Annotated in this window: 18 protein-coding genes and 2 pseudogenes; 13 read left to right on the forward strand and 7 right to left on the reverse strand. The window is 67.0% G+C overall.

Translation table 11 applies throughout. The features are described from left to right. Positions 1-3: 3 nt before the first annotated feature. Complete coding sequence (locus OG735_RS40750; RefSeq protein WP_327328152.1) at positions 4-681, reverse strand: class I SAM-dependent methyltransferase; 678 nt, start codon at positions 679-681, stop codon at positions 4-6. Between OG735_RS40750 and OG735_RS40755 the strand changes: the two are divergent. From OG735_RS40755 to OG735_RS40770, 4 genes and pseudogenes are all read left to right on the forward strand, one after another. Next, positions 634-1,419, forward strand: a pseudogene (locus OG735_RS40755) (integrase core domain-containing protein); the annotation flags it as partial. The gene OG735_RS40750 and the pseudogene OG735_RS40755 overlap by 48 nt on opposite strands. A gap of 25 nt (positions 1,420-1,444) precedes the next feature. Next, entirely contained in the window at positions 1,445-2,776 is a 1,332-nt protein-coding gene (locus OG735_RS40760) for a hypothetical protein (protein WP_327328155.1), read from the forward strand. Positions 2,777-3,580: 804 nt separating this feature from the next. Further along, positions 3,581-4,906, forward strand: a complete 1,326-nt coding sequence (locus OG735_RS40765) for an integrase (protein WP_327328156.1) — start codon at positions 3,581-3,583, stop codon at positions 4,904-4,906. Then, positions 4,903-5,322, forward strand: coding sequence for a hypothetical protein (locus tag OG735_RS40770; protein ID WP_327328157.1), 420 nt, complete (start codon positions 4,903-4,905; stop codon positions 5,320-5,322). Before OG735_RS40765 ends, OG735_RS40770 begins: the two co-directional genes overlap by 4 nt. A 499-nt stretch (positions 5,323-5,821) precedes the next feature. Here OG735_RS40770 and OG735_RS40775 read toward each other — a convergent pair whose 3' ends face one another. The 5 genes and pseudogenes from OG735_RS40775 to OG735_RS42240 all read right to left on the reverse strand — a co-directional run. Continuing rightward, positions 5,822-6,580: a hypothetical protein gene (locus OG735_RS40775; RefSeq protein WP_327328158.1), complete on the reverse strand. Its 759-nt coding sequence runs from the start codon at positions 6,578-6,580 to the stop codon at positions 5,822-5,824. Positions 6,581-6,670: 90 nt separating this feature from the next. Then, a complete protein-coding gene (locus OG735_RS40780; RefSeq protein WP_327328159.1) occupies positions 6,671-7,039 on the reverse strand; it encodes a hypothetical protein in 369 nt (122 codons plus the stop codon). Positions 7,040-7,437: 398 nt separating this feature from the next. Further along, positions 7,438-7,761 carry a hypothetical protein gene (locus tag OG735_RS40785; protein ID WP_327328160.1) on the reverse strand — a complete coding sequence of 108 codons (324 nt, stop codon included), beginning with the start codon at positions 7,759-7,761 and terminating at the stop codon, positions 7,438-7,440. 14 nt (positions 7,762-7,775) lie between these two features. Then, complete coding sequence (locus tag OG735_RS40790; RefSeq protein WP_327328161.1) at positions 7,776-8,108, reverse strand: hypothetical protein; 333 nt, start codon at positions 8,106-8,108, stop codon at positions 7,776-7,778. Positions 8,109-8,696: 588 nt separating this feature from the next. Beyond that, a pseudogene (locus OG735_RS42240) lies at positions 8,697-9,089 on the reverse strand (hypothetical protein); the annotation flags it as partial. Between the two features lie 2,171 nt (positions 9,090-11,260). Here OG735_RS42240 and OG735_RS40800 point away from each other — a divergent pair. The 5 genes from OG735_RS40800 to OG735_RS40820 all read left to right on the forward strand — a co-directional run bounded on the left by OG735_RS40800 (position 11,261) and on the right by OG735_RS40820 (position 17,890). After that, complete coding sequence (locus tag OG735_RS40800; protein ID WP_327321099.1) at positions 11,261-12,001, forward strand: hypothetical protein; 741 nt, start codon at positions 11,261-11,263, stop codon at positions 11,999-12,001. 147 nt (positions 12,002-12,148) lie between these two features. Beyond that, the gene (locus OG735_RS40805) at positions 12,149-12,892 is read left to right on the forward strand and encodes a hypothetical protein (RefSeq protein WP_327321098.1); all 744 of its coding nucleotides are present in this window, start codon (positions 12,149-12,151) and stop codon (positions 12,890-12,892) included. Positions 12,893-13,191: 299 nt separating this feature from the next. Continuing rightward, positions 13,192-14,148 carry a hypothetical protein gene (locus OG735_RS40810; RefSeq protein WP_327321097.1) on the forward strand — a complete coding sequence of 319 codons (957 nt, stop codon included), beginning with the start codon at positions 13,192-13,194 and terminating at the stop codon, positions 14,146-14,148. 222 nt (positions 14,149-14,370) lie between these two features. After that, positions 14,371-16,587, forward strand: a complete 2,217-nt coding sequence (locus tag OG735_RS40815; RefSeq protein WP_327321095.1) for a DUF262 domain-containing protein — start codon at positions 14,371-14,373, stop codon at positions 16,585-16,587. Between the two features lie 250 nt (positions 16,588-16,837). After that, a complete protein-coding gene (locus OG735_RS40820; protein ID WP_327321094.1) occupies positions 16,838-17,890 on the forward strand; it encodes a hypothetical protein in 1,053 nt (350 codons plus the stop codon). A gap of 24 nt (positions 17,891-17,914) precedes the next feature. On the opposite strand, the gene OG735_RS40825 is transcribed toward OG735_RS40820, so the two are convergent. Beyond that, on the reverse strand, positions 17,915-18,046 hold the full coding sequence (locus tag OG735_RS40825; RefSeq protein ID WP_327321093.1) for a hypothetical protein: 132 nt from the start codon (positions 18,044-18,046) through the stop codon (positions 17,915-17,917). 65 nt (positions 18,047-18,111) lie between these two features. On the opposite strand from OG735_RS40825, the gene OG735_RS40830 reads away from it, so the two are divergent. The 4 genes from OG735_RS40830 (at position 18,112) to OG735_RS40845 (ending at position 24,705) form a co-directional block, all read left to right on the forward strand. Further along, complete coding sequence (locus OG735_RS40830; RefSeq protein ID WP_327328632.1) at positions 18,112-18,822, forward strand: cation:proton antiporter domain-containing protein; 711 nt, start codon at positions 18,112-18,114, stop codon at positions 18,820-18,822. A gap of 253 nt (positions 18,823-19,075) precedes the next feature. Next, a complete protein-coding gene (locus OG735_RS40835) occupies positions 19,076-21,118 on the forward strand; it encodes an ATP-dependent nuclease (RefSeq protein WP_327321092.1) in 2,043 nt (680 codons plus the stop codon). Next, positions 21,115-22,944 carry an ATP-dependent helicase gene (locus OG735_RS40840; RefSeq protein WP_327321091.1) on the forward strand — a complete coding sequence of 610 codons (1,830 nt, stop codon included), beginning with the start codon at positions 21,115-21,117 and terminating at the stop codon, positions 22,942-22,944. The genes OG735_RS40835 and OG735_RS40840 overlap by 4 nt, the downstream gene beginning before the upstream one ends. Positions 22,945-23,181: 237 nt before the next feature. Continuing rightward, on the forward strand, positions 23,182-24,705 hold the full coding sequence (locus tag OG735_RS40845) for a UvrD-helicase domain-containing protein (RefSeq protein ID WP_327321090.1): 1,524 nt from the start codon (positions 23,182-23,184) through the stop codon (positions 24,703-24,705). Positions 24,706-24,730: the final 25 nt, after the last annotated feature.

The following is a 24,730-nucleotide window of genomic DNA, read 5'->3' on the forward strand; positions in this document are numbered from 1 at the left end:
GCCCTAGTCAGCCTGCAGGACGAAGAACAGGAAGCATAGGAAGCGCGGCTTGGCCGCGATGACTTCGGGGAACAGCTCGCGGGCGGCTTGATCAGGCCCTGGCTCGCTGATGACCGTTATCCGGAAACCGGCACGGGTGAAGGCCTCGATCATCGCGTGCAGTGGCCTGTGCCAGATACTCATCTGCGCGGTCTGGCCGCCCATGGTCCACTCTTCGGTCCAGTTGGTGGTGTCGAAGTACCGGTACTCGGCCTCGCGGCCGGCTTGGCGGTGCATGAGGTTGATGGCAAAGGGATGGTCGACAGACGCGATCAGCCGACCACCGGGCTTGAGTATGCGTCGCAGCTCGGCCAGCGCCGGCCCCCAGTCCTCCAGGTAGTGCAGCACCAGGGACGCGACTACATCGTCGAACGTGTCATCAGAGTAAGGAAGCGGGCTGCCCAGGTCCGCCACCTGCAGGTCCGCACCGTCGCCGAGCCGCCGCCGGGCCAGCTCCAGCATCCCGGCACTCGCGTCGAAACCGCTCACGATGGCGCTACGGTCGCGCAGCGCCGCGAACAAGGGCCCGGAGCCACAGCCGGCGTCGAGGATCCGCCGGTCGGCTACGTCTCCGGCAAGGGCCAGCATCGCCACCACTGCCCCCACGCCACCCAGGCCGATGTGGTCAACAAGATCGTCCATCTGCGGCAGAACTACCACTTCGGGCCAATGAAGATCAAGATGTACCTCAAGCGGTACCACGACATCGAGATCGCCTGCTCTGCGGTCTACCGCATCCTCAAAAAGCTGGGCATGAATCGGCTGCCTGCCTCCCAGCGCTACAAGCGCCACGACAAGCGCTACACCCGCTACGAGAAGCAGCTGCCCGGCAACCGGGTCCAGGTCGATGTCAAGTTCATCGAACCGGTCGGCGTCCCGGCCGAGACCTCCGCCCCGGCCCCGGTCACCGGCAAGCTTCCGAAGGCACGGCGCCGAGCCAAGTACTACCAGTTCACCGCCATAGACGACTGCACCCGGCTGCGGGTGCTGCGTATCTACCCGCGGTGCGACCAGAAGACCGCCATTCAGTTCCTCGACTACCTCCTGGAGCGCTTGCCGTTCCGGGTCGAGGTGATCCAGACCGACAACGGCGCGGAGTTCCAGTCCGCCTTCCACTGGCACGTGCTGGACAAGGGCATCGCCCACACCTACATCAAACCGGCGTCCCCGCACCTCAACGGCAAGGTCGAACGCTCCCACCGCATCGATGCCGAGGAGTTCTACCGCATGCTCGCCGGCATCGTCATCGATGACACCGGCGTCTTCAACGACAAACTCCGCGAGTGGGAGGACTACTACAACTACCATCGCCCGCACGGCGCTCTCGGTGGCCAAACTCCCTACGAACGCCTCAAGCAGAAGACCCAGACCCGGGTGTAACCCAGCTCCGGCAGATGCACAGCTAGTGGCTGACGAGCTTGCCGTACGCATCCGGCGGCCGAAGAGCAAGACGCAGTCCTACAGAGAGGCAGACTTCGACAAGATCAAGGTCGCCGCACGCCGGAGGTTCCGGGCCGCACTGCTTCGCATCGAGGCCAACGCCCGGCACCTGGAACGGTGGCATCGCAGAGAGTTTAAGAAGGACAGCCGGGACTGGGTAATCGGTGAGGCCCTGGACCTCCTCGCCCGCACAGGGGATCTGCCGCGATACCAGGAGAAGAAAGACGGCCGAGGAACGATCCTCAAGCGGTACGAGAAAGCGTTCGGGGCGACGCGGGCGGAGGTGACCTGGCAGCGGCTGTTCCTGTCGCGTCCGGAAGCGGCAGCGCTGGGGGTGCTGCTGATGGCGGAGTATGGGTGGAACCTGTCGGTGATCGACCGGGTGGAGGTTCCCCGGGCGGCCCCGGACCCCGGCGAGGACGGGCACCCCACCTACCGGATCCCGCTGGAGAAGCGCAAGCGCGGGGCCGGCAACTACTTCGAGACGCGGAACGTGACCGACGACGGGGCCGCCTCAGCCGGGCGCCTGATCACTGAGGCGCTTGCGGCGACTCGGTTCGCCCGCGCCATCGTGGAGGAGCTGGCGCCTGGCACCGACCGCCTGGTCGTCTGGCATGCCCAGAACGGCCGCCAGCACAAGGAGAACACCAACCGCCTCGCGCCGGTGAGCCTCTTCCACTTCGGCGTTCCCGCTACAGCCGCGAAGCAGTGGGGCCGGGAGGAGGGTTTTGGAGGATCACCGTTCCGACGGGGGTGGCGGACCGTGAACGCGCTCGACCGGCGTGAGCCGGGTCAGAACAGCCAGGACACGCATGACCGCCGTTACGTCCTGGTCGACAAGCGGGTTCAGGCGGATGCCGTCGAGGTCATCGCGGCAGGAGCAGAGGACGCTGCCGACCGCGCTCGCCGCGCGGTCCTGGTGGCCGAAGTGTGCGATGAGCCCGACCCCGGGGACGTGGAGACCGCTACCGCGGACTGCCACGACTTCGACAACGGTCCCTACCCAGCGCCCGACGGCGGCTGCGGCGCATCGTTCCTGATCTGTCTGGCCTGCGAGAACGCCCGCGTTCATCCAGGCCATCACCCTCGCCTCGCTCACCTGCACGATGCACTGGCGAACCTGCGGTCCGTCCTGATTCCGAACACGTGGAGGGCCGACTGGGGGGACACCCACGCCCGGCTCGAAGACCTCATGCGAAAGCTCGACGCCGGCGTGTGGGCCCAGGCCCTGTCCCGCGTCACCGACACCGACCGCGACCTCATCGACCGCCTTCTGACCGGAGACCTTGACGCATGACCGCCATCACCGCCGATCTCGACCCCTACCTTCTCCCGCTGCCCACAGCCGACTCCCCGGTGGTCCTCCAGCATCTGGTCGCTCCGATGCACGCTCACCTGAACGTCCTCTATGCGGCCCCGGTCTGGCCTCTTGCCCCGCTGACTACGAACCCGAGCGCGAACAAGACGGCGGTCCACTGGCACCGCTGCCCCGCCGTGTTCCAAGACGACCTGCGCCAGGTCACCTGGGCTCTGATCAATGGAGAGCTGCGGCCTGCGTTCCTCAAGGAGCACAACACCCGGATGCGTGCGCGGGTCGCCATCGACGGCATCAAGGACGCGGTGCTGACGTGGATGCACCTGGCGAGATGGCTGGAGAAACGGGAGATCGGCACGCTGGCCGCGTGCTCCACCGAGGTCCTGCACGACTACGGCCTGCACCTGCGTGATACTGCCTCCAGCCGCGACCGGGCCCAGGACATCCTTACCTCATTGACGCGGTTGTGGGCCTACGACCAGCTCAGTGTCCAGCCCATTGGGATCGGGAGACCTCCATGGGACCAGCTGGGCGCCGATGACTACCTACCGGCCGCGACGTCGACCAGCGGCGGGGAGAACGAGGCGGAACCGCTAGCCGAGCAGACCATGGGGCCCCTGCTCGTCTGGGCGATGCGCATGGTTGACGACTTCGCCGACGACATCCTCGGTGCCTGGGCCGAGACGCGGCGTCTGAGGGACATCGCCCGCACCACACCGGCCACCCCCGCCGGGAGGGCTGCCCTGCACGCCTACCTCGACCCGCTGATTGCCCACGGGGGCCCCAGTGCCCGCCTCTGTCGTCAAGGGCGGCAAAGCGGGCTTCGCCCGGCACTACGTCGGTGGCATCACGGGAGCGTCGAAGTCCCAGATCCAGACGTTAATCCAGCGCAAAGGGCTGATCACTGCGGCCGCCGAGCGGCCCGGTCCGAGCCCGCTGGACATCCCGGTGACCGGCCGGATCGCCGGAGTTCCGTGGCGGGATGCGCTCGACTTCAACGAGGCCGCAGATCTGATGCGGCATCTGGGGACAGCCGCCTTCATCGTCTGCTCGTATCTGACCGGTATGCGTCCCGGCGAGGTCCTTGGCATGCGGACCGGGTGCTGTCCCGACCCTGAGCCCAACGCCGAGGGCAAGGTTGGACGGCACGTGATCCGCAGTCATGAGTTCAAGACCGCCACTGACGAGTGCGGAAACCACCAGTCCGCCGGCGTCGAACGCGAGGTGCCCTGGGTCGCCATTGCCCCCGTCGTCCATGCCATCCGCGTCCTTGAGCGCATGGTGCCCGGCGACGCTCTCTTGTTCGACCACGACGCCCATGATCTGCACAACCTCCGATCCGGCACCGGTTCCCTGAAGCGGAGCACCATCCGGGACCGGATCGAGGACTTCGTGGCCTGGGCGAACGCGGAAGCCGCCGCCCGCCATCTGGACTCGGAAGTCATACCGCCCGACCCCCGCGGCAAGGTGGGAACCGAACGGTTCCGCAGGTCGCTGGCCTGGCACATCGCCCGTCGGCCGAACGGCCTGGTGGCCCTGGCCATCCAGTACGGCCATATGAGGACCGCCCTGGCCTCCGAGGGGTATGCCTCGCGCAGCCGCGGCGGCATCCACGAGCTTATCGACGTGGAGACCGTCCGCGCGGTCGCCGACACCGTCGCCGACCTCCACGACGACCTCGAAGCGGGTGGTGGCGTCTCGGGGCCTGCGGCCCGGCGGGCCATCAAGGCCGCCGCAGCTGCCCCGCGCTTCGCTGGCACCGTCATCACTGCGACCACCGCCCGGCGGCTCATCGCGAACGAGGACGCCATGATCTTTGACAATCCCCATGCCTTGTTGCTCTGTCACCACAGACGGGCCCAGGCCCTCTGTCACCGCGACGGCATCAAGGACACGCCCAGCCTGGACCACTGCGTCCCCGGCTGCGGCAACATCGTCCGCACCGATCAGCACGCCCGCCAGCTTCGCGACCGCGCCGAGGTCCTCGACAAACGCGCCGTCCACACGCCCCAGCCGGTCGCCGAACGGCTGCGGGCGAATGCCACCAAACTCCGCTCCTTCGCCGATCACCACGACCGCGCCCGGATCACCCTGCAGGAGGCCGCCGAATGAGCCCCGCCCTTGACGAACGCGACCGCATCCGCGCGGCCATGGACTGCATCCTCGGCGGTACCCCGCAGAACTCCAATGGAGCCCTGACCATCGTCGCCCTGGCCCAAGAGGCCGAGGTCCCTCGGAACGCGCTCACCCAGCGCCACCTGGACCTGAAGAAGGAGTTCTACGAGCGCGTCAAGGAACGCGGGTCCACCCCAGACGTCGAGATCCGCCTGCGGGCGAAGATCGTCCAACTCAAGGAGACGATCGCCAACAAGAACAAGGAACTCGACCAGCTCCGCACCGACGTCCCCGGCCTGGTGCGGGTCGTCAACGAGCTCTCCCTGGAGAACCGGCACCTGCGCGAACGCCTCGCAGAACTGGAGTCCAACGTCCACATCCTGCCCATCCAGCGCCAGCCCCGAGTCCGGTGACCGGCGGCTCGGCTCGAACAGACGGCTGAGCACACGAGTCCCTACGCGATGACACACGACTGACGTTCACCGCGCCGCCATCGCGGCGACCTGGCTCAACTGCCGGGGTGACCAGCAAGGGGCCGACCCACTTGAGTGAGAAGCCCGTTGGGTGGCTCTGGTCGAGATAGGTGCGCCGTGGGGACGTACGGCGGTAGACGCGGTTGGCGGTGCCCCAGGCCCCTCGATCGTCCTCGGGGGCAGGTCAGTGCGGGAGGGTGATGTAGCGGACTGACGCGTCACGCCGTTCCGCGTTCATCCGCCACAGCCGCTTGTGAGCAGCTGAGCCGGGGCGTACGTCCTCGGCCTGCCACAGGCCACGGCGGGCGTCGGCGGGCTGGCGGATCAGCAGGAGCGTGCCGAGCAGCGTGCGGTTAACCTGGAGTGCATCGTTCTCCGTCTCGCGCCTGTATTCCTCGTCGGCATCCTGGAGTTGCCCTTCGCCAACGGTGTTGAGCTCTTACCGTTTCACTGCCACGGAAGCGATGGGTTGCGCCAGGTCCTTGGTGAGGGCCCCGGTGCATTGCCAGCCGTAGGCATCAATGACGTGGAAGATACAGACAGTCGCTTCTTGAATCGACTGCATTTTTTGGGCGAACCGGTTCATGTCGAGCGATTGGCCGTGTCGGTTGAGCTCTACATGTTCCTGGGCGCGTTGTGAGTACTCCCGCGCCAGGGTCTTGGGGCCGGCAAGCCAGATTGGCACCGTTTCTGGTTCAGCTTCAGTGAGTCCCTGGAGCGCGATGGCTGCCGATTCCCAACCGCCTGCCATCAGGTTCTGGCATCGCAGCTTTGCCTCCTGAAAGGAGAGCCGTCCAATCTCACCCACGGCATGTGTAAACGGGTCACCGCCAGCCCCTTTGACAGCAGTCGACCCGATGGGGCCGGCTTCCTCGGCGGACAGGACACATACGAATCGATATGATGGCAGGTGGACGGAGAAGAGGAGGACGAAATCCTCGCTTCGCTCGGACATTTCCTCGACGAAGCGATCAAGGTCGAATGTCTGCTGAACTGAGTCGGCCAGCGCGTCGCGCCGCAACCCATAGACACCGGCGATGGTTGCTCGCCTGACCGGTGATGCTTTCACCGAACTGATCTGAGTGCCCTCCAACATGCCGAGTGCCAGGCGGGCTGAACCCCACCCTTGCTGGGTCAGCTTTTCGCACACGAGCCGCACATCGGCTCCGGTGAGCTTGATGCTGTTCGCCTCATCCACGTTTCTGCATCTTTCCGTTGTAGTGGAGCGGTGGAGAAGCCGGTGCGCCTGGCCACCTATCCGCGGCAAGCGCACCGGGTCGTGACTCCATCAAGGTGCGGGAACGTGCCACACTTTCGCCCCCCTGACCAGACCCTCCACCAAGTGTTCAGTTCCTTCCCACAGATCGGAGCTGAACATAATGGAAGGGTAGATCGGCTGGCCCAAGGGAAGCTTGATCTGAAGGATTACTCCCGGGAGATCATTGCGCCCTTTGTCGGCGCCGCGAGCATAACGCAATGCTGTTTCACGGGACGTGTCCCATGAAGTAAAGATGCTATCGGTGTTGCCATCGTGGCGTGTTTCCATGCTCGCCATTCCGCCTCGGGGCTTGCTGACACCCCGCACAGCGTCGTCGTAGCCCGGATGCCTTACGGAAAGACCGCGGTACAGGTAATTGAATCCCGGTTCTTCGGTCACCGAGGCAACGTTGAAGCGCGCCGCGCAGGGCGGGGTCATCCGCGTGAGCCGCTCCCTGGCCACAGCGCGGGACCGGTTTGCCTGACACGCCCCTGAGCCAGTTGAACGCGGGCCCGAGAAGGCTGCTGCTGGCGCCACCGGCTGCGCCGAATAGCAGGTCCCAGGGGTCGGTGGGGCGGCAGTTGGCCTGGTTGATTCCCGAGGAGAAGCCTGCGCCGACTCCGGCGTTGACCGCTGTGGAGGCGGCGATTCCGCAGGCTCCGCTGAGCCCGACGCCCCGGAACCTCCCGGGGCGCGCGCTCAGCGATTTTGACGTTCCGGTGTGTCAGCGCCCCGGATATCGTCATCTTCATCGAATGGGATTGAAGCCGTTGGCCTCCTGGTCAAGCCTCAGCGGGCTAGAGTCGGAACCGCGCTTCTGCTCCTTCAATGTAGATGAGCATAGGCTTAAGCACTTCCCCGTCGATCACCGGATGCAACTCCAGGTGCAGTTCCCGAACTGCTTTGATGGCCCAGACCTTGTCTTCAGGAAAGCCTGTTCTCCTTGCCTCGGCCTGCACCTCGAACAGAGAGCTCAGGGATTCCCAGCCATCGGACGGCTCGAAATGGCATACGATCCACGGTTGATCAGATTCTGGAGAGGAGAGCGAACCCACGAGTGTGTCACCGCACTTCACCCACCAGACGGGATCTCCTTGAATCTTGCCACTCGATTGTCGCATCAACTCTTCCCTCCTTACAGAACACGTCCGAGGTCCCGCATTATCTTGTTCAGACTGGTGCCCGCTGGCCAGTACTTGACAACGGCACCTCCCTCCAGGGAGAACTTAACGAGGATCTCCTTGTCTCGGAAGGCAGTTTCTCCCAGATCCAGGCCAAGCTCCCTGATGTAATCCGGGACGTCCAAATGGGCCCCGGCGTCAACCGTTTCCGAGGTAACCCTGCTCATGTCGACCGCGATGTAACCGTGTGCACCGTTTCCTACCTTGCTGCTGGCTTCTCCGTATATCTGATACATAACCCTGGGGTCGCTCGTCAGTGAGATCCACGGAGAATTATCATGCCCCATGACGTGACTCCACGGCTGGACGGTGGGGTCAGAACCCGGTCGAACCAGACTTGCATTGGGAGCCTCACCCGGGCGGAGTGCTCTAAAGCCGTTGGCTGAAATCCCGCTGTGCGCAGATACCTGGACTCGTGGAGCGAATAGGCGCCCCTTCACCCAGCTGAGGGCCGGTCCGAGAAGGCTGCTGCTGGCACCACCGGCTGCGCCGAATAGCAGGTCCCAGGGGTCGGTGGGGCGGCAGTTGGCCTGGTTGATTCCCGAGGAGAAGCCTGCGCCGACTCCGGCGTTGACCGCTGTGGAGGTGGCGATTCCGCGGGCTCCGCTGAGTCCGAGGCCCCGGACGACCGCGTTGCCTGCACCGGGCATGAGGGCACCGGCTGCTCCTCCGATGAGGGCGCCATTTCCTGCGGCGCCGGCGAGGCCGCCCCAGGTGAACTGGCCGTCGTTGCGGTGCTGCCAGCTGTAGATGCCGCCTTCGACAACTCCTCCGATGACGGCGCCGATGCCTGCGGAGATGCACAGGGGGCAGCGGCCGGAGGGGTCGGCTTGGTTGACGGGGTCGTTGTTGGCATACGCGTAAGGAGACGCGTTGGCGCTGCCTGCCTCCGTGGGCTCAGGGTCGGCGGTGGTGAAGCGGCCGGTGGTGGTGCTGTAGTTGCGGGCCCGCAGGTGCAGTTGGTTGGGGACGTAGGGTCTTTGTACTCGCCGGTGAAGCCGAAGAGGCTCTTTTGGCCGCCCGGGATGCTGGGAGTGCCGGTAGTTGCTCCCCAGGGCCCGTAGGTGTAGGCGTAGTTCTCGGTGCCGGCCGCGTCGTACAGCCGGGTGACGGATTCCTGGCGGTCGTGCTGGAGGTAGAAGCTGTCCGCGGGTGAGTCGATCTCCAGCGCGCTGCCTTGCGGGGTGTACTGGTAGTCGCCGACCAGCACATTGGTCGCGCTGCGGTCGGTGGCGATCTTCGGCAGCTTGTTGTTGACGTCCCACCACGTGGTGCGCAGAGGAGTGCCGTTGAGGGTGGAGCTGGTGCGGTTGCCGTCTGCGTCGTAGCCGAAGGTGTAGGCGTTGGTGCCTATCGCGGCCGACTTGATGCGGCCGTCAGCGGTGTAGGTGTAGGAGCCGGTGGCGTCCTTGGTGAGGTTGCCGTCGAGGTCGTAGGTGAGGTCGGTGGTGGCGGTGCCGGTGACGCTGCGGGTCAGCTGGTCGGCAGCGTCGAAGGTGTTCGTCGTGGTGGTGGTCGGTGTGTGGGTGCTGGTGAGGTTGCCGACCCTGTCGTAGGTGTAGGTCTCGCCCGATGTGCCGTCGAGGCACGAGCCGGGGTCGGCGCCGTCTGTGCAGGCGCGGGTGAGTCTGCCTGTCGGGTCGTAGGCGTAGCGGGCGGAGGGTTTCGCTGTGGTGAGGTCCTTGAAAGTGTCGCTGATGACGCGGCCGGCCGCATCGCGCTCGACGGACCGGTTGCCGGTGCCTTCCGATACGGACGCCAGACGGCCGGCCCGGTCGTAGGTGCGGCTCTCGGTTCGAGCAGTAGTGGTGGGCGGTTTGGTGGAGGTGAGGTTGCCGGCCGCGTCCCAGCCGTAGGCCGTGGTTTTGCTGTTTGTGCTCTGCCCGGTGATGCGGCCGTCGTTGTCGTACTGGTAGGTGGTGGCTCGGCCGTCGGGATAGGTGCGGCTGGCGACGGTGCCGTTGGGGTTGTAGGTGTACTTGAACGGGTTGGTCACGCCCGGCTGGCTGATGGTGAGCGGGCGTCCTTCGCCGTCGTACGTCAGCGTCCGGGTGCCGGGCCCGTCGACGATCGTCTTGGGGCGGCCGTCGTCGTAGTGCGTGTAACTGACTGTGGGGGTGCCGTCGGAGTAGGTCGTCCTTGTCAGCAGGCTGCGGCCGTCGAAACTGCTGGCCATGGTCTGCCCACGGGCGTTGGTGACCTTGGTGCGGTTGCCATCCGCGTCGTACTCGTAGGACGTCGCTCGGTTCAGTGGGTCGGTGACCTTGGTCAGCTGCCCCGCCTTGTCATAGGCGTACAGGGTCACGCGCTGGTTTGAATCGGTCCGCTTGGACACCCGCCCCAGCACGTCGTATTCCACCAGCGTCGTCCCCCCGTCGAGGGCCGTGACCTTGCTCAGCCGGTTCAACGCGTCGTACTCGAACGCGGTCTTCTTCCCCAGCGGGTCCGTGCGCCCTACGACATTGCCGACACTGTCGTAGACACTGGATTGCTTGTTGCCCAGCGGGTCGGCCTCACTGACCACATTGCCGGCCGGGTCGTAGCCGGTGCGCCACGTGTACTGAGCCGGATCCGCCCCCGTCACATTGCCACGCGGCTCGACCCGCTCGGTCCGCCGGCTGTCGGCGTCGTATCCGTAGGTCGTCTTGTGGCCGAGCGGGGAGGTCTCCGACGTGCGGTTGCCGTCGGCGTCGTAGGCGTAGGTGATGGTATTGCCGCTGCGGTCCTTGACCGAGGTGACCTGGTTGCCTGCGTCGTAGCTCCGGGTGGTGACCTGGCCGAGCGCGTCGGTCGTCGTCAGGACGTGACCGGCACCGTCATAGCTGGTCTGGTGGGTGCGCCCCAGGGGGTCGGTCACCTTGACGGGGCGGTACTCGGCGTCGTAGTCCGTCCTGGTCGTCTTGCCCAGCGGATCCGTGACCGTGATCTGGTTGCCGACCTTGTCGTAGCCGTACTTCCAGGTGAATGCCGCCGCGTTGGCCCCGGCGACATTCCCGCGGGGGGTCGTCTTGGTGACCAGGCGTCCGGCCTTGTCGTAGGTGTAGGTCGTCTTAGCACCCGTCGCGTCGGTGCGCGAGGCCACGTTGCCCATGACGTCGTAAGCGAGCGTCTGACAAATCCGTTAGTGATCACTAGATGAGTGATGTGCTGGCCTGGGGATCTGGTGATCGTTTCGGGATTTGTTGCTGTGGTGTGGTGCGTCTCTGAGCTGGGGTTTCCGTGGAGGGGCGGAAGCCGGAGGGGCTCTGGAGTGCAGATTCAGTGATCGTTTTGGAATGTAGTGATCGACGTGGGATTTCTCTATCGCTGCGAGCGGGGCGATCCCAGTCAAGGGGCGGGATGTGAAGGTGCTCAGCCGAGTTGGGGCCAACCCGCGTCGGTGGTCTCGTTCGTACCGTTTCCCGGTGGGATGTCAGTGCCCGCTCCTAGTCTTTCCGCCATGACATCAGCGATGCCCAAGCGGCCGGTCAGTGAACTCCCGGGCGATCCCGCCCGTCTTCACCTCCGCTACGGTCACGGACATCCCGCAGTGCCGTACGACTCCGAGGACACCCTGGAACCCTGGCACGTCGCGGTCACTTACGGGACAGCGGGCGACGAGGATTGGGAAGACGACGAAGAAGAAGGGGGCGGCCACGCTCCGGCCGCGGGCTCCGAGATCGGGCACCTCATCCTGTGGAGGCTGCGTGACTACACCGGCGAGAACCGGTGGGAGGCGGCGGACGCCGAATCCGGCGATCTTGAGGTCATTGTCTCCGCCGTTCTTGGCCGTTCCGGACGCACGGGCTACAGCGCCGCGTTCGAGAAAGCGGTCACACATCCTGTCGGCGATCTGCTGATCCTCGACCGCGTCAGCCTCGACAAGGCGTGGAGGGGTTTCGGACTGGGGCCGGCGCTGGCCGTCGAGGCGATCCGCCGTTTGTCCGGGGGCTGTTGCGCGGTAGCGGTGTTTCCCGGCATGGGTGAGTACCCCGAAGACCGCGAGCAGGTCACCGAGGCCTATCGGCTCCAGGCGAAGAAGAAGATCGCCGCATTGTGGGAGAGCATCGGCTTCCAGCCGTTCCGCCGCGGGGTGTGGCTCCTGGACACCGCCCTGCGGCGGCCGGAGGAACTCATGCAGGCCCGCCGCGCTCAACTGCGCGCGCTCGGCACGGCCTTCCAACAGCCCGGGTCCGTCTGAGAGCGGCCCCGGCGGATGCCACGGCTGGCACAGACGGCACCGGCGCGTGCCGGCGAGACCGAGTACGGTCCGGCCCTTCCTGCGGGCGCCGCATCGTGCGGATGACACGAACAGCGACGAAAACAGACAGAGGGGGAGCGGGGCATCGTGGGGGAGCTGCAGCCGGTGGACGAGGACATCCAGGATGCGCTGGACTGGGCACGGCAGCGCCTTGAGGAGATGGGCGTCTTCGAGGCGGAGGACGGACTGCGGTGGGCAGCGGCCCACGGGCTCGTCCTGTCCGTGTGGCGCAACGGCCCGATTGAGGACGCGCATGCCTCCCGGCCGACCGGCCGGCGCAAGGCATTGCACGACGGGACGATGTTCGCCCGCAACACCTGGCTCACCCGGCAGGCATTCGACATCCTGGGCTCCGACGACCAGTTCCGTCTCTATGAGCTGGAGGACCTGGTCCTGGACCGGGACACGGTCTGGCCGGGATGCGAGGGGACCCTGAAGGACTTCGGCTGGGGATTCCTCGGAGAGATCAGAAAACAGGTGAAACAGCGCATCGGCATGGTCAGGCACTTCGAGAAGAGACTGCCGCCGGACGACTTCCTCGTCTTCGCCGGTGCTCCCCGGATCGGGACCCACGACGACCACTACGGTATGCCGAAATGGCCTGCCTGCGTGGAAGCGGCGGTGCGCCGGCTGCGCGGGGAGGACGAGGAGTTCTGGCGCGTACGGGGCGACTTGATGACCCGCATCGGCCCTGCTCCGGCTGTCGTCACTGCGGACCTTGAGGCAACCCGGAAACGGTTGCTGGAGTCGCCATGGGAACTCGGCGCCGAGAACCTGGACTGGTTCGCCTGGAACCCGATCCTGCAGCCACCGGACAGGACGACACTCTAGGTGCGCCGTAGCCGGCGACCGAAGAGCTGTCGAACCTCGGTGCATCGACGAATTACCCCACCGGCGTCGCCGTCCCGGCGGAGACTCCGCTGCTGTCGCCCCGGCCCGCCTTCGGTCGGCCGGGGCGTGTCCTGCTGGACTTTGGGTGCCACAAACCGGTCGCAGGACCGCCCCGTTGCGACTCTTCGTGAACGAAGCGACACCGGCCTTGTCGCTGCATCGGTCGGATCATGAACCAACGCAGTCTTCCCCCTGCCCGCGACTGCCCCGCGGCCTAGCCTGGCCAGGTGCAGAGCGCCTTGGCAGATTCCATTCCCGTCGGGCTGATGAGTCGTTACGACATCCCCGTCGACCGGTTCTACGGCCGGCAGATGGATGTGGTCACGCGGCCGGACCACACCCACGTACACAGCGATCGCAGGTGCGGTGCTCGGCCGAGCGCCCGCCCACGGGAAGCAAGTCGTGCCCGCTTCGGCGCGGACATCGCATCCCGGATGTGCGGATGCTGCCGGGTGGAAACCGTTTCCGCAGACAACACTCTGTCGCTTGTTCTCGTCGGCCTCGTTTCACTCTGCGAGCTTCTCGCCGAAGAGGCCGAGGAAGCAGGGAGCCGGGAAGAACCCGACTACGTACCGGACTTCCTGGGATCGAACTTCAACTGGGATCACTGGCGGACCCTGCAGACTGAGCTGTCGCAGACTGCACACGGCCTGCAGGCGCACCCCTGGCTGCACGACTGGGCCCGCTCCACGCTGGAACGCGCCGTCGCCTGCGTGGAACGCCGGTGCAGAGAACAACAGAACATCATCAACATGGCCACACTCCACCAGGCCACCGTCGAGCTGCAGCGGGTTGGAGCCACCGCGCAGTCGGCACGGATCTGGCAGGGGTGGCGGCATCGGCAGGACTCGACCGACAGCACCAGTCCGGACTGTGCCGCCTACGACCTCAGCGCCCGGCTTCAGCTCCCCGACGGGGACAGCGCCCACGCCGGCGCGGAGACCGTGGAGGTCAGCGTGCGGCTCCCTCCCCTTGGAAGCGACCCAGACGCATTCACCGTGGTGGAACCCCTGTCGCTCTGGGAGACCACCGCGATCGTGGCCTACACGACATCCGCCGACTGGATCCGGGGCATCGTCACCCTGGCCGCGCCGCCCATCATCGCGCAGGAGCTGCTGAACCCGGCCAGGGCACTCGACATCTTCCACTACCCGTCCGGTGCAGGCCGCAAGTCACCACCGTCCCCGGCCCAATGACGCGGTCGGCCCACCCAGAGGCAATCCGCGGAGCAGCCGCCGTCGTGCGGTCGCCGGCGGCCGCATGGGCAGCAGCACCGCCGGCCCGGCAGAGCTGGGGACGACACAGTCGCCTGCGCCGATGTTTCTGCACGCCGCCGACCAGACTCCCGCGCCGTCTGTACGCCGCGGCGCCGGATTGGGAGCATGACGGGATATGCCTGGCAGGTGAGGGGTGGTTGCGTGGGGGCGGACGAGATCAGGTCTCAGGGATTCAGCCTGAATGAGCTGTTCCGCGATGTGACGTACGAGATCGACTACTACCAGCGTGACTACACCTGGGGTGACGAAGAAGTCCGCACCCTGCTGCGGGACTTGTGTGATTCGTTCAAGCATTGGTTGGGCGACTCCGCGTACCGGCGCCGCCCCCACACCGCGCCGCAGTACTTCCTCGGCCCCTTCGTCTACCACGAGCCGTCGAAAAAGCGCCGCTTCCTCGTCGACGGTCAGCAGCGCTTCGTCACTTTGCACCTGCTCTTTTTGCAGCTGAGACTGTCGGCCCAGGAAGCCGGTGATACCCACACGGTCGACCAACTCAACCGTGTCATCACGACCGACGGGAAGCACTTCAGCGTCGGCATCACCGACCACGACCCCGTCCTGCAAGCCGTCAGCGAGGGCCGCAAATACGAGGCCGGCGCGGGGGACTCCCTCTCCCGCCGCAACCTGTGGGCACGCGGCCAGCAGATCGAATCCCAGCTCGCCGAGGAACTCGACGCCGAGAAACTCCACCCCTTCACCGAATGGCTCCTGACACGCGTGGTCCTGGTGGGCATCCGCGCGGCAGGCCCCGACCACGGCTACCGCATGTTCGAGACGATGAATGACCGCGGCGCCCGCCTCACTACCGTCGACCTCCTCAAGAGCCATCTGCTGTCCAACGTCGGCTCCGCTGAAGATCAGCTGAATACCCAGTGGCAGGAGATGCTGCGGGAACTCTCCACCGACCGCGATGACCCCCAGGCGGCATCCCGCTTCATCAAGGCATACCTCCTTGCCCGCTGCGCGCGCGAGGACTGCGACGAGGACCGCCGCCAGATCACCACCAACCTCAACGTGTGGGTACGCCACAACGCGGAGTACCTCGGCCTGACCCCGGGACGCCCCGACCACTTCCTCAACTTCGTGCAGAATCTACTGAAGACGGCCCGTCTGTACAGGCCCGTCCTCGCCGCCACCCGCACCCTGAAGATGGACGGCGACCGCCTGGAGACGGTGCTGTTCAACGAGCGCAACGGCCTCGGCGTCCAGTCCGTCGCCGTGCTCGCTGCCATCGCCCCCGACGACCGGCCCACCGACGCCAAGGACAAGGGCCGCCTTGTCGCCTCCTACATCGACCGCTGGTACGCCCTGCGGATCCTGCAGGATCTGCCCGTCCAGTCCGCCGACGCCGACGCCCTGGTCCACGCCGAGCTCGTCCCCCTCCTGCGCGGCTGCCGCACCGTCGCCGACGTCGCCTCCACACTGGGCGACCTCGCCCAGCAAAACGGGAACCCGGTGCGCGAAGCAATCACCCTGGGCCTGCGAGGCAACAACGCCCATCAGATCCGCTATCTCCTCGCTCGCGCCACCGCTTACGCCGACGAGGCCTGCAAAAAGCCCTTCGACATCCTCGCCTACCTCGACCGCGACCAGTTCCACATAGAACACCTGTGGGCCAACCACCACCATCGCGTCGCCGGTGACATCCCTGACCCGGTCGTCTTCCGCAGCCGCCGTAACCAACTCGGTGGCCTCGGCCTGCTGAGGGGCCGAGAGAACTCCAGCATCAATGACCTCCCCTTCCGCGACAAGAACCGCCTCTACGCCCGGAACAACGTCCTCCTGGGCGTCATGGCCCCTGAATACGATCACCGCAACCCTGAGCTGCGCGACTTCATCAAGGCACACCAACTCGACAAGCACATGCGGGCCTTCGGGCCGAGTGAGACCATGACCACGGTCATCGAGACCCGGCAGGAGCTGTATCTGCGCCTGTTCGAATGCATCTGGAAACCCGAACGCTTGGGGTTGCCCGTCTCTGCTGCCGTTGCACCTCCGCAACGCGATGCCGGCCAGCCGGTCGCCCGTCCGCGCCAGGCCCCTCCGCGGCGCAGAGCGGCTTCTGGTCGACGCACCGACGTGGCCAGGATGATCGACGCCCAAGTTCTGATAGCCGACACCCGGATCGTGCTCACCTACCGCGCCACCGAGCACTGGGCCACCATCGATGCGAACGGCGGCATCATCCTCGCTGCGACCGGAGGCACACCCTACGGCCGGGTCGACGAGGCCGGGGCCGTCGCCCGGGGCACCAAGACCTGCCAGGGCATGAACGAATGGCACATCGAAGACGAGAACGGAGTACGCGTCAGCCTGCGAACCATCCGTGACCGCGCGGCGGCGGCCGGCGCGCTGTAGCCGGTCAGGCAGGTCTGTCGACGGCTGTCCCGCCGCCGAGGCGCGGTCCCAGCCGTGTGGAAGCAGGTACGGTCGGATGTCTTCGTTCGCGGGCAGACCGGCTGGGGGAGTAGGGGGGCGCGAGTGGGGTCGGCCTCCAGGCCAGACCAGCCTGCTCCGTATGCGGGGGTACGAGCTTGGCTGCTGGAGCGGACTGGTGCCGACCCGAGAATTCTGCCCGGATGTCAGTGGCGGTGGTGACACTTGGTCCATGACGCGCGACCGTGCCTTTGCGGCACCGCCACTGCTGGCCCTTTCCGGATCGGCGTTCAACCCGATGGTGCTGGACCGGCCGATGCTGCTGCCGGTCTTCGACACCAACGCGTTGCTGACTCACGCCTGCTGGCTGGTCCAGAACGGGTACCAGCACGACAAGGTGACGGCGCTGGCCGGCACCGGTCGTGCAACTCTCTACATTGCGGCACACGTTCCCGGTGAGATCGAAAAGCACCTGCCCCGACTGGCAGCTGACTACCAGGTGGCGGAACGCGACGTACGCCGTCTCCTCGGAGCCCGGATCCTTCCTGCTCTTCGCGTGGTCGACCTGGAGATCCGCGACCACCTGTCCCCGCACACCCGGCGCATCCTGCACGTCGACCTTGAGATGCCGAAGAAGTACCAGGGTGACCCGGACGACGCACCCACCATGGCACTCGCGGAGTTCCTGGGGCCGTGCGTCATCGTCACCGAGGACAGCGTCTTCGCCCGCTTCGGGTTCGCCGTCATCGAGTGGATCCCCGTCGTCCAGAGCGTGATGCGCATGGCCGGCCTGGAGGCCACCGCGGCGAACGCGCTGGTGGCCATCGACTGGGCACTGCGGCTGTTCGGCGCGGGCGTTCACCGCCTGGCGGTCCTCGCGCGAGGCAACCCGCTGGCCGCGACGGTCGCTGTGGGCGGGATGCTCTTGTGGTGCTACCAAAACGGCTACCTGGCCCGAGACAACTGGCGCCGGCGCCTGGTGCGCGTGGGTGAGGGGACAGTGCCGCTGCTGGAGCTGGCCCATGCCGGGATGACCGAGCACCAGGCGCTCAGTGAGTCACTCCAGGTGGTGGAGCCCCCGGCCTACCCCACCACCGAGCAGCTCGCGGCCCGGTACCTCGCGCGCTGCGGCCGGCCCTTGACACCGGGCGAACTGCGCGACTCGCTCGCCCGGCGCGGCCATACCCTCTCCGCTGCGCAGTTGAAGCGGGACATGCTCGCCCACGCCGCGTTCGTCCGCGCCCCCGGCGACCTGTGGACCGTCGGCCGCCCCGTACAGAGATAGCGAGATCGTGCCCGGAGAACCGAGTCAGAGGGCCAAGACGTTGTGCAACTCCCGTACGGAGCGCTCGTGGTGGCGCTGGGTGGGGATCGCCTCGTACAGGTCCAGGGCGCGGCGGCGGACCAGGCCGGTGCGGTAGCCGTCCGGCAGCACCGTCAAGGCGGCAACCGTAGGCCCAGTCCGCCGCCTGGGAACTGACCAGCACCGACCTGGCCAACGCCAGCATCACCGTCGCGGCCGTCACCGGCGTCGCTTCGCGTTCCTGTTCACCTCTCCCTACCTCATCCGCCTGCTCGACCGCCGTCCCCAGCAACGCGAAGCGCCGCGTCGGCGCCCGACCCCGTGTCGTCAGCGCGCTCACCGGCTTCCGCGGCGCGATCTCCCTCGCCCTGGCCCTGTCCGTGTCCACCACCCTCGCCTTCGGCCAGTCCTTCCCGCACCGCGACACCATCGTCTTCGTCACCGCAGGCGTCATCCTCATCACCCTCGTCCTCCAGGGCATCGTCCTGCCGTCCGTGGTGCGCTGGGCACGCCTGCGGACCGACACCGCCGTGACGGAAGAACACCACCTCGCACGGACACACGCCGCCCAGCAGGCGCTCTCAGCACTCCCGGACCTCGCCGCGGACCTGAGCACCGACCCGGATGTTGTCGACCGCGTACGCCGCGAAGGCGAAGAACACCTGGCCCTCGCCCAGGCACACAGCAACGACACGGACGACGGTACTCAGACAGACCCCGCGCTACGCCACGCAAAGCAATACACCGCCCTGCGCCTGGCCGTCATCGCACACAAAAGCCGCACCATGATCGAACTCCGCGACGAACACCGCATCGACGACACCGTCCTACGAGAGATGCAGACCGCCCTGGACATCGAAGAAATCCGACTGCGCGGCCGCGAAGACGCTCCACAGCTACCAGGCCAAGGGTGACTGTTGTACGGGGCAGCCGGATCTGGTTCGCCGCTTGGCACGAAACCCGGTCTCACGCGTAGCTGGAGCCGCGGACGGCAAGACCAGACTGCAGTCGCCCGGTATGCGGGCGATCGTCAGCCACCGTCGGTTTCTAGACCAGACCGTGACGGCCAGTCTCTCTGCGTCGTGGCCGGGGTCACCTTCAGCGGAAGCCCGCGCCCGGGTGCCTGTGGCCCGGTAACGTTCCGCCCCGGGAAATAAGGGGTGGAAGTTGTATCTGGGGCGGGTCAGGGCCAAGGGGTTCAAGTCACTGCTGGACACGGACGTTTCGCTGCGGCAGGGCGTCACGGTGGTACTGGGGGAGAACAACGCGGGTAAGTCGAACTTCATCGACGCGCTTCGTTTGCTGACCGACCCGCTGGATGGCCGGCGCAGCAGGTGGTGGGAGGCCGAGGACGTCCATCCATGGGCGGAGAGCGGTGCGGAACTGACCGCCGTCTACGGAGGGCTGACGCCCGCAGAGACCGGCACCCATCTGCAGGCGCTGGTACCCGCGGCCGAGGGACCGGGCCTGCCGGATGGCCATCGCGTCCGCTATACCGTGCAGTTCACGCGACCGGCTGCCGATGCCCGGCCGCAGCGTCCGGTGTGGTCGGCGGGCCGGCTGCTGGATGATCCGGAGCCGGAGGCGCGCCGTGCGATCCGGCACGTATATCTGCCGCCGATGCGCAACGCCCAGCAGGAGCTGGCTTCCAGCGCCGGGAACCGGCTGCGGCTGATCCTCGCTGCAGAGCTTGGCGCGGAGGACGCCATTAAAGACTTCGAGCGGGAGCAGGCCGACCACTTCAGGAGCCTGGAAGGGCACGAGAAGATCGAAGCGGCCCGCAAGAGGATCAATGACCCGCTCGGTCTGCTGACCGCCGGGGCCCATCCCCAGCACATGGGGCTATCGTTCGCGGACCCGACGCTGGTATCCATCGCCCGAGCGCTGCGTACCCGGATGAGTGATGAAGGCCTGGCCGTCGAAGACATCTCACGCTCCGGCCTGGGCTACGCCAACCTGCTGTACATCGCCACCGTGCTGGCCGAGCTGGAAGCCGCCCGGGACGCGGATTTGACGCTGTTTCTGGTGGAGGAGCCCGAGGCACATCTCCATCCTCAGTTGCAGATTCTGCTGCTGGACCATCTGCGGGCTCAGGCCCTGCGCTCTCAGCATGCCCCGCCGCCCGACGGGGGAGCACCCCTGGGACGCATCCAGGTCGTCATCACCACCCATTCGCCGGTACTGGCCGCGGCCACCACGGTCGAGGACCTGGTGGTCCTCAAACGCTGCCGCACCCTCACCCACACCACGCCAGCAACCGCTCCGGCCGAGGCGGACCGTGCTACCACCACCGCCAGCGCTGACGCCGACACAGAGGCGGAAGAGAAGCCGGCCGGCTTCGCGTTCACCACGGCCGCCATTTCGGTGGCGAAGATTCCCTTCGCCAAGCACGAGGCCGCCAAACTCGACCGCTACCTCGACATCACCAAGAGCGCCATGCTCTTCGGTACCCGGGTGATCCTTGTCGAGGGTCTGGCCGAGGCACTGCTGATGCCCGCCTTCGCCGAGCTCGTCCTGTCCGCGCTGCCGCCGGAGGAGCAGCCCAGGGCCAAGGCCGTCTTTCGTGGCACCTGCATCGTTGCGGTCGACGGGGTGGACTTCAAGCCATACATGCGAGCCCTGCTCTCAGGGGTAGGCGGCATACGGATCGCAGACCGGGTCGTGCTGATCACCGACCAGGACCCTCGCAAGAAGAAGACCCCGCCGGAACAGGACGACCGGGACCAGCCGGACGCCGAGACCGCCTCGACGCACGCAGCAGGAACGACCGGCACTGTCTCCGAGCCGGCCGCCGACAGCACCGGAAGCGACGAGGAGCCGGAAGTCGGCTTCAACCGCGCCTTGTATCTCCACGACAGCCTTCGCGCGTGGGACGTGCCCGACGCGGCGTTCCACATCGCCGAGAGCAAACCCACCCTGGAACCCGAGCTGATGCGCCCGGAGACCAACCAGACGGTCCTCGCCGAGACGTTCTTCGACCTGCGCCCGCGTTCCCAGCACCGCTGGAAACCGATCGAGGAGGCCACCACGTCCGGCGAACGGGCGGCCGCGTTCGGCGCCCTTTTCACGTCCGAAATCGGCCTGCCCAAGGGGGATTTCGCCTACCGCCTGGCAGACCGTCTCACCCGGAAGCCGGGCGGGTTCACGGTGCCCGAGCATCTGGCCGGTGCCATCCGCTGGATCGCGGGAGTGGACGAGGCGACCGCATGAGCGACCTCGAGGAACGGCGTGACCAGGCCCGCGACCAGCAACAGCAGGCGGTCCATGCCCCAGCCCCCCTCTTCGTCCGCGCCTGCCCCGGCGCCGGCAAGACCCGGGTCCTGGTCGACCGCCACTGCAACACCCCGCCCGGGCGGCGGCGCACCGGGCGCGCTCTGCTGTCCTTCACCAACGTCGCCGCCGACGAACTGCGCGAACGCTGCACGGGCCAGGGCGGCCGCACCGACCTGACGGTCTTCCCGCACTACATCGGCACCTTCGACAGCTTCCTGTGGCGCTACCTGGTCCGGCCCTTCCTGCCCGCCGACGCGCCCTGGCAGCACGTCCTGTCCTGGGACCACGTTCCCGGCGCCATCGTCGGCCCGCGCAAAGTCCCCATGCCCGCCTTCGACTTCCGCTACGACCCCGCAACCCAGCACACCAGCGTCGCCTGGCCCACCTCCGGCCAGTACCTGCACAACTCCCAGCTGACCGAGGACGACTACCTGGCCCGGGCCAGGACGGCCCGCGAGCGGCTGTGGCAGACGAACGGCTACATGACCGGGCTCGAGGTACGCATCGCAGCACTGCAGCACGCCGACTACACCGCCTGTACCGCCCTGCTTGCACACCGCTTCTTCGAGATCATCGTCGATGAGGCACAGGACTGCTCCGCACTCGACCTGGCCATCCTGACCCGCCTGTACCGAGCCGGCATCCCGCTGGTGATCGTCGCCGACACCGACCAGGGCATCTACGAGTGGAACGACGCCCGCCCCGAAGACCTCCACCAGTTCACCCAAGCCATTGGCGACCACCTCGAACTCACCGGCAACTGGCGCAGCAGCCCTGCCATCTGCCAGTTGGCCGCCACCCTGCGCCCCGCCGCGCGCCGCACCCCGGACATCGCCGTCGGCGACCACCACGACGCCGCCCGGCCGCTGCTCCTGCTGCCGTACGGCAAACACCGCAAGCAGATCTCCGCGCTCACCAACAGCACCGACGCCGGCGAAGCGTTCACCGCGTGGGCCGCCCAGGAGGGCATCGGGGCCGCCGACTGCCTGGCCCTGGCCTACCGCAACGCCGCGGTCCCCAAGGCCCGCACCCGGCCCGCTCCGCAACTGCCCAAGGACCAGAACACCATCGCGCTGGCCTGGGCGGCCGTCGTCATCTCCGCCACCGACATCCCGCCCACTTCACGCGCTCACGCTCTGGCAATGGCCACCACCTTCCTGCGTGAGTACTGGTATCCCGACGAACTCGGCACCCTCACGGAACTTCTCACCCAGTACGGCCTCACCCCTGCGCTCCTGCGCCGGCGCGCGGCAGCCTTCCTGCACGCACTGCCGGCCGTGGATGAAGCGCCGGCACGTCAGTGGCGCAAACAGGCCCGCCTCGTCCTGCAAGACCAGACGCCTCCCGCTCCGGCCGTCGCGCCCACCCCGCCCAAACTCCTGTCCCTGGCCACGGCCGACCTCGACAAGCCCATCCGCTCACTGATCGGACTCCCGGAGCAGACGGACGAGGCCGCATCCGCCGCCCGGCCGATGCGCAGTTCCAGCATCCATCAGGCCAAGGGCAGCGAAGCCGAGGCCGTCCTCGTCCATCTCCCCAAACCGCAGGACATCACCGAACTGATCGACGCCTGGACCAGTCCGTCGACCGACACCGCATCCAGTGAACTGCTGCGCGTCTACTACGTCGCCATTACCCGCGCCCGACGCCTGCTGGCGCTGACCTACCCCTACTCCAAGCACGGCGACATCACCGCCCTGCTGGACGCGCACAACATCGAGTACCAGACCGAGACCGCGCCGCCCCCGCCCACAGCGCCCTGACGACCCCCGACCGCCTCTCAGACGAATCGGCTGACGGCTGCGTAAGCAGCCGCCCGGGCCGCTTCCTTCCAGCACGGCCTGCGCTGGCGCTGGTAACCGCCGCCACCGCGAACCGGTCCGCCGTCTGGCTGTTCCCCGAACTGCGGGTGCGGATCCGGTGATCGCCGGACAGCGGATGTCTCGGTGTGTCACCTTGCGATTGCGCTGTGAAGCCGCACTCACCCTTTGAGGAGCACCGTGCCCCTACCCACTGCCGAGCAGAGCGGCGCCATCGACGCCTTCCGGCGCGGGGACCACCTGGTCCTGCAGGCCGGCGCCGGAACGGGCAAGACGACGACCCTGTCGATGATCGCCGCCAGCACCGGCAAGCGGGGCCGGTACATCGCCTTCAACAAGGCCATCGCCACCGAGGCCTCCAGCAAGTTCCCGGGCAACGTGCTGTGCAAGACGATGCACGCGCTCGCATACGCCGCAGTCGGTCACCGCTTCAAGAACCGGATGGACGCGCCCCGCGTCCCGGGGTGGAAGACCGGCACGGCCCTGGGCATCAACATCAACATGCGCGTCCGTATCGGCGAGCGCAACGTCACCAACAAGGCCCTGTCCTACACCGTGCTACGGACCGTCACCCGCTTCTGCCAGTCCGCGGACTCCACCATCCAGCGCTACCACGTCCCGCGTCTGCGCGGCATCGAGGCCGAACACCTCCACGCCCAGCTCGTCGACCTCGTCCTGCCATACGCGAACCGGGCATGGACGGATCTGCAGAACCCCGAGGAAGGCGTGGTCCGCTTCGACCACGACCACTACCTCAAGCACTGGGCCCTCACCCAGCCGCGTATTACCGCGGACTTCCTGCTCTTGGACGAGGCCCAGGACACCAATCCCGTGGTCGAGAAGGTCTTCAACGACCAGCGTGACCATACCCAGTTGGTGATGGTCGGGGACTCCGCCCAGGCGATCTACGGCTGGCGCGGCGCGCGGGACGTGATGAGCGGCTTCGAGGGCACCGAGCGCGCACTGTCCCAGTCGTTCCGCTTCGGGCCCGCGCTCGCCGCGGAGGCCAACCGGTGGCTGGGCATCGTGGACGCCCCGATCCGCCTGGCCGGCACGGCTGCGATCAACACCCGGCTGGAGCGTGTCGAGCAGCCGGACGCGATCCTGTGCCGCTCCAATGTCGGCGCGATGCTCGAAGTCATGCGTCTGCTCGACGAGGGCCGCCGCGTCGCCCTGGTCGGTGGCGGAGAGTCCCTGCGGGCGCTGGCGAGGGCGGCCCGCGACCTGAAAGCCGGCAAACGCAGCACCCATCCCGAACTGATCCTGTTCGACTCCTGGGGCGAACTCCAGGAGTACGCCGAGTACGACCCCTCCGGACGGGATCTCCTGCCGCTGGTCGACCTCGTTGACGAACACGGTGTCGACGTCATCCTCAATGCGGTGGACAGACTCGCCGTCGAGCAGGGCGCCGAGATCGTCGTCTCCACCGCTCACAAGGCCAAGGGCCGCGAATGGGCCTCCGTCCGCATCGGCGAGGACTTCACCGAACCCTCCGAAGAGACCGATGAGAACGGCGACCCGCTGCCCGGCGACATCGACGACGCAGAGGCCCGCCTCGCTTACGTCGCCGTCACCCGTGCCCGCCACCAACTCGACCTCGGCGGCCTGTCCTGGATCAATCAGCACCCCGACGGCAACCCCGGGGGCAAGCGCCCGCCCCAGCACCCAGGATCACCGTCGCCCTGGGACCTGCTGGGCCCCTAGCCGAAGTGACAGTCGGTCCGTCGTA

The organism is Streptomyces sp. NBC_01210 (genome assembly GCF_036010325.1).
Classification (GTDB): Bacteria; Actinomycetota; Actinomycetes; order Streptomycetales; family Streptomycetaceae; genus Streptomyces.

What these genes read in the sequence shown, in the direction of transcription:
- OG735_RS40750 (WP_327328152.1), bottom strand. Translation starts at nt 681, where the DNA reads ATGGACGATCTTGTTGACCACATCGGCCTGGGTGGCGTGGGGGCAGTG.
- OG735_RS40790 (WP_327328161.1), bottom strand. Translation starts at nt 8,108, where the DNA reads ATGGGGCATGATAATTCTCCGTGGATCTCACTGACGAGCGACCCCAGG.
- OG735_RS40840 (WP_327321091.1), top strand. Translation starts at nt 21,115, where the DNA reads ATGAGCGACCTCGAGGAACGGCGTGACCAGGCCCGCGACCAGCAACAG.
- OG735_RS40800 (WP_327321099.1), top strand. Translation starts at nt 11,261, where the DNA reads ATGACATCAGCGATGCCCAAGCGGCCGGTCAGTGAACTCCCGGGCGAT.
- OG735_RS40785 (WP_327328160.1), bottom strand. Translation starts at nt 7,761, where the DNA reads ATGCGACAATCGAGTGGCAAGATTCAAGGAGATCCCGTCTGGTGGGTG.
- OG735_RS40820 (WP_327321094.1), top strand. Translation starts at nt 16,838, where the DNA reads ATGACGCGCGACCGTGCCTTTGCGGCACCGCCACTGCTGGCCCTTTCC.
- OG735_RS40770 (WP_327328157.1), top strand. Translation starts at nt 4,903, where the DNA reads ATGAGCCCCGCCCTTGACGAACGCGACCGCATCCGCGCGGCCATGGAC.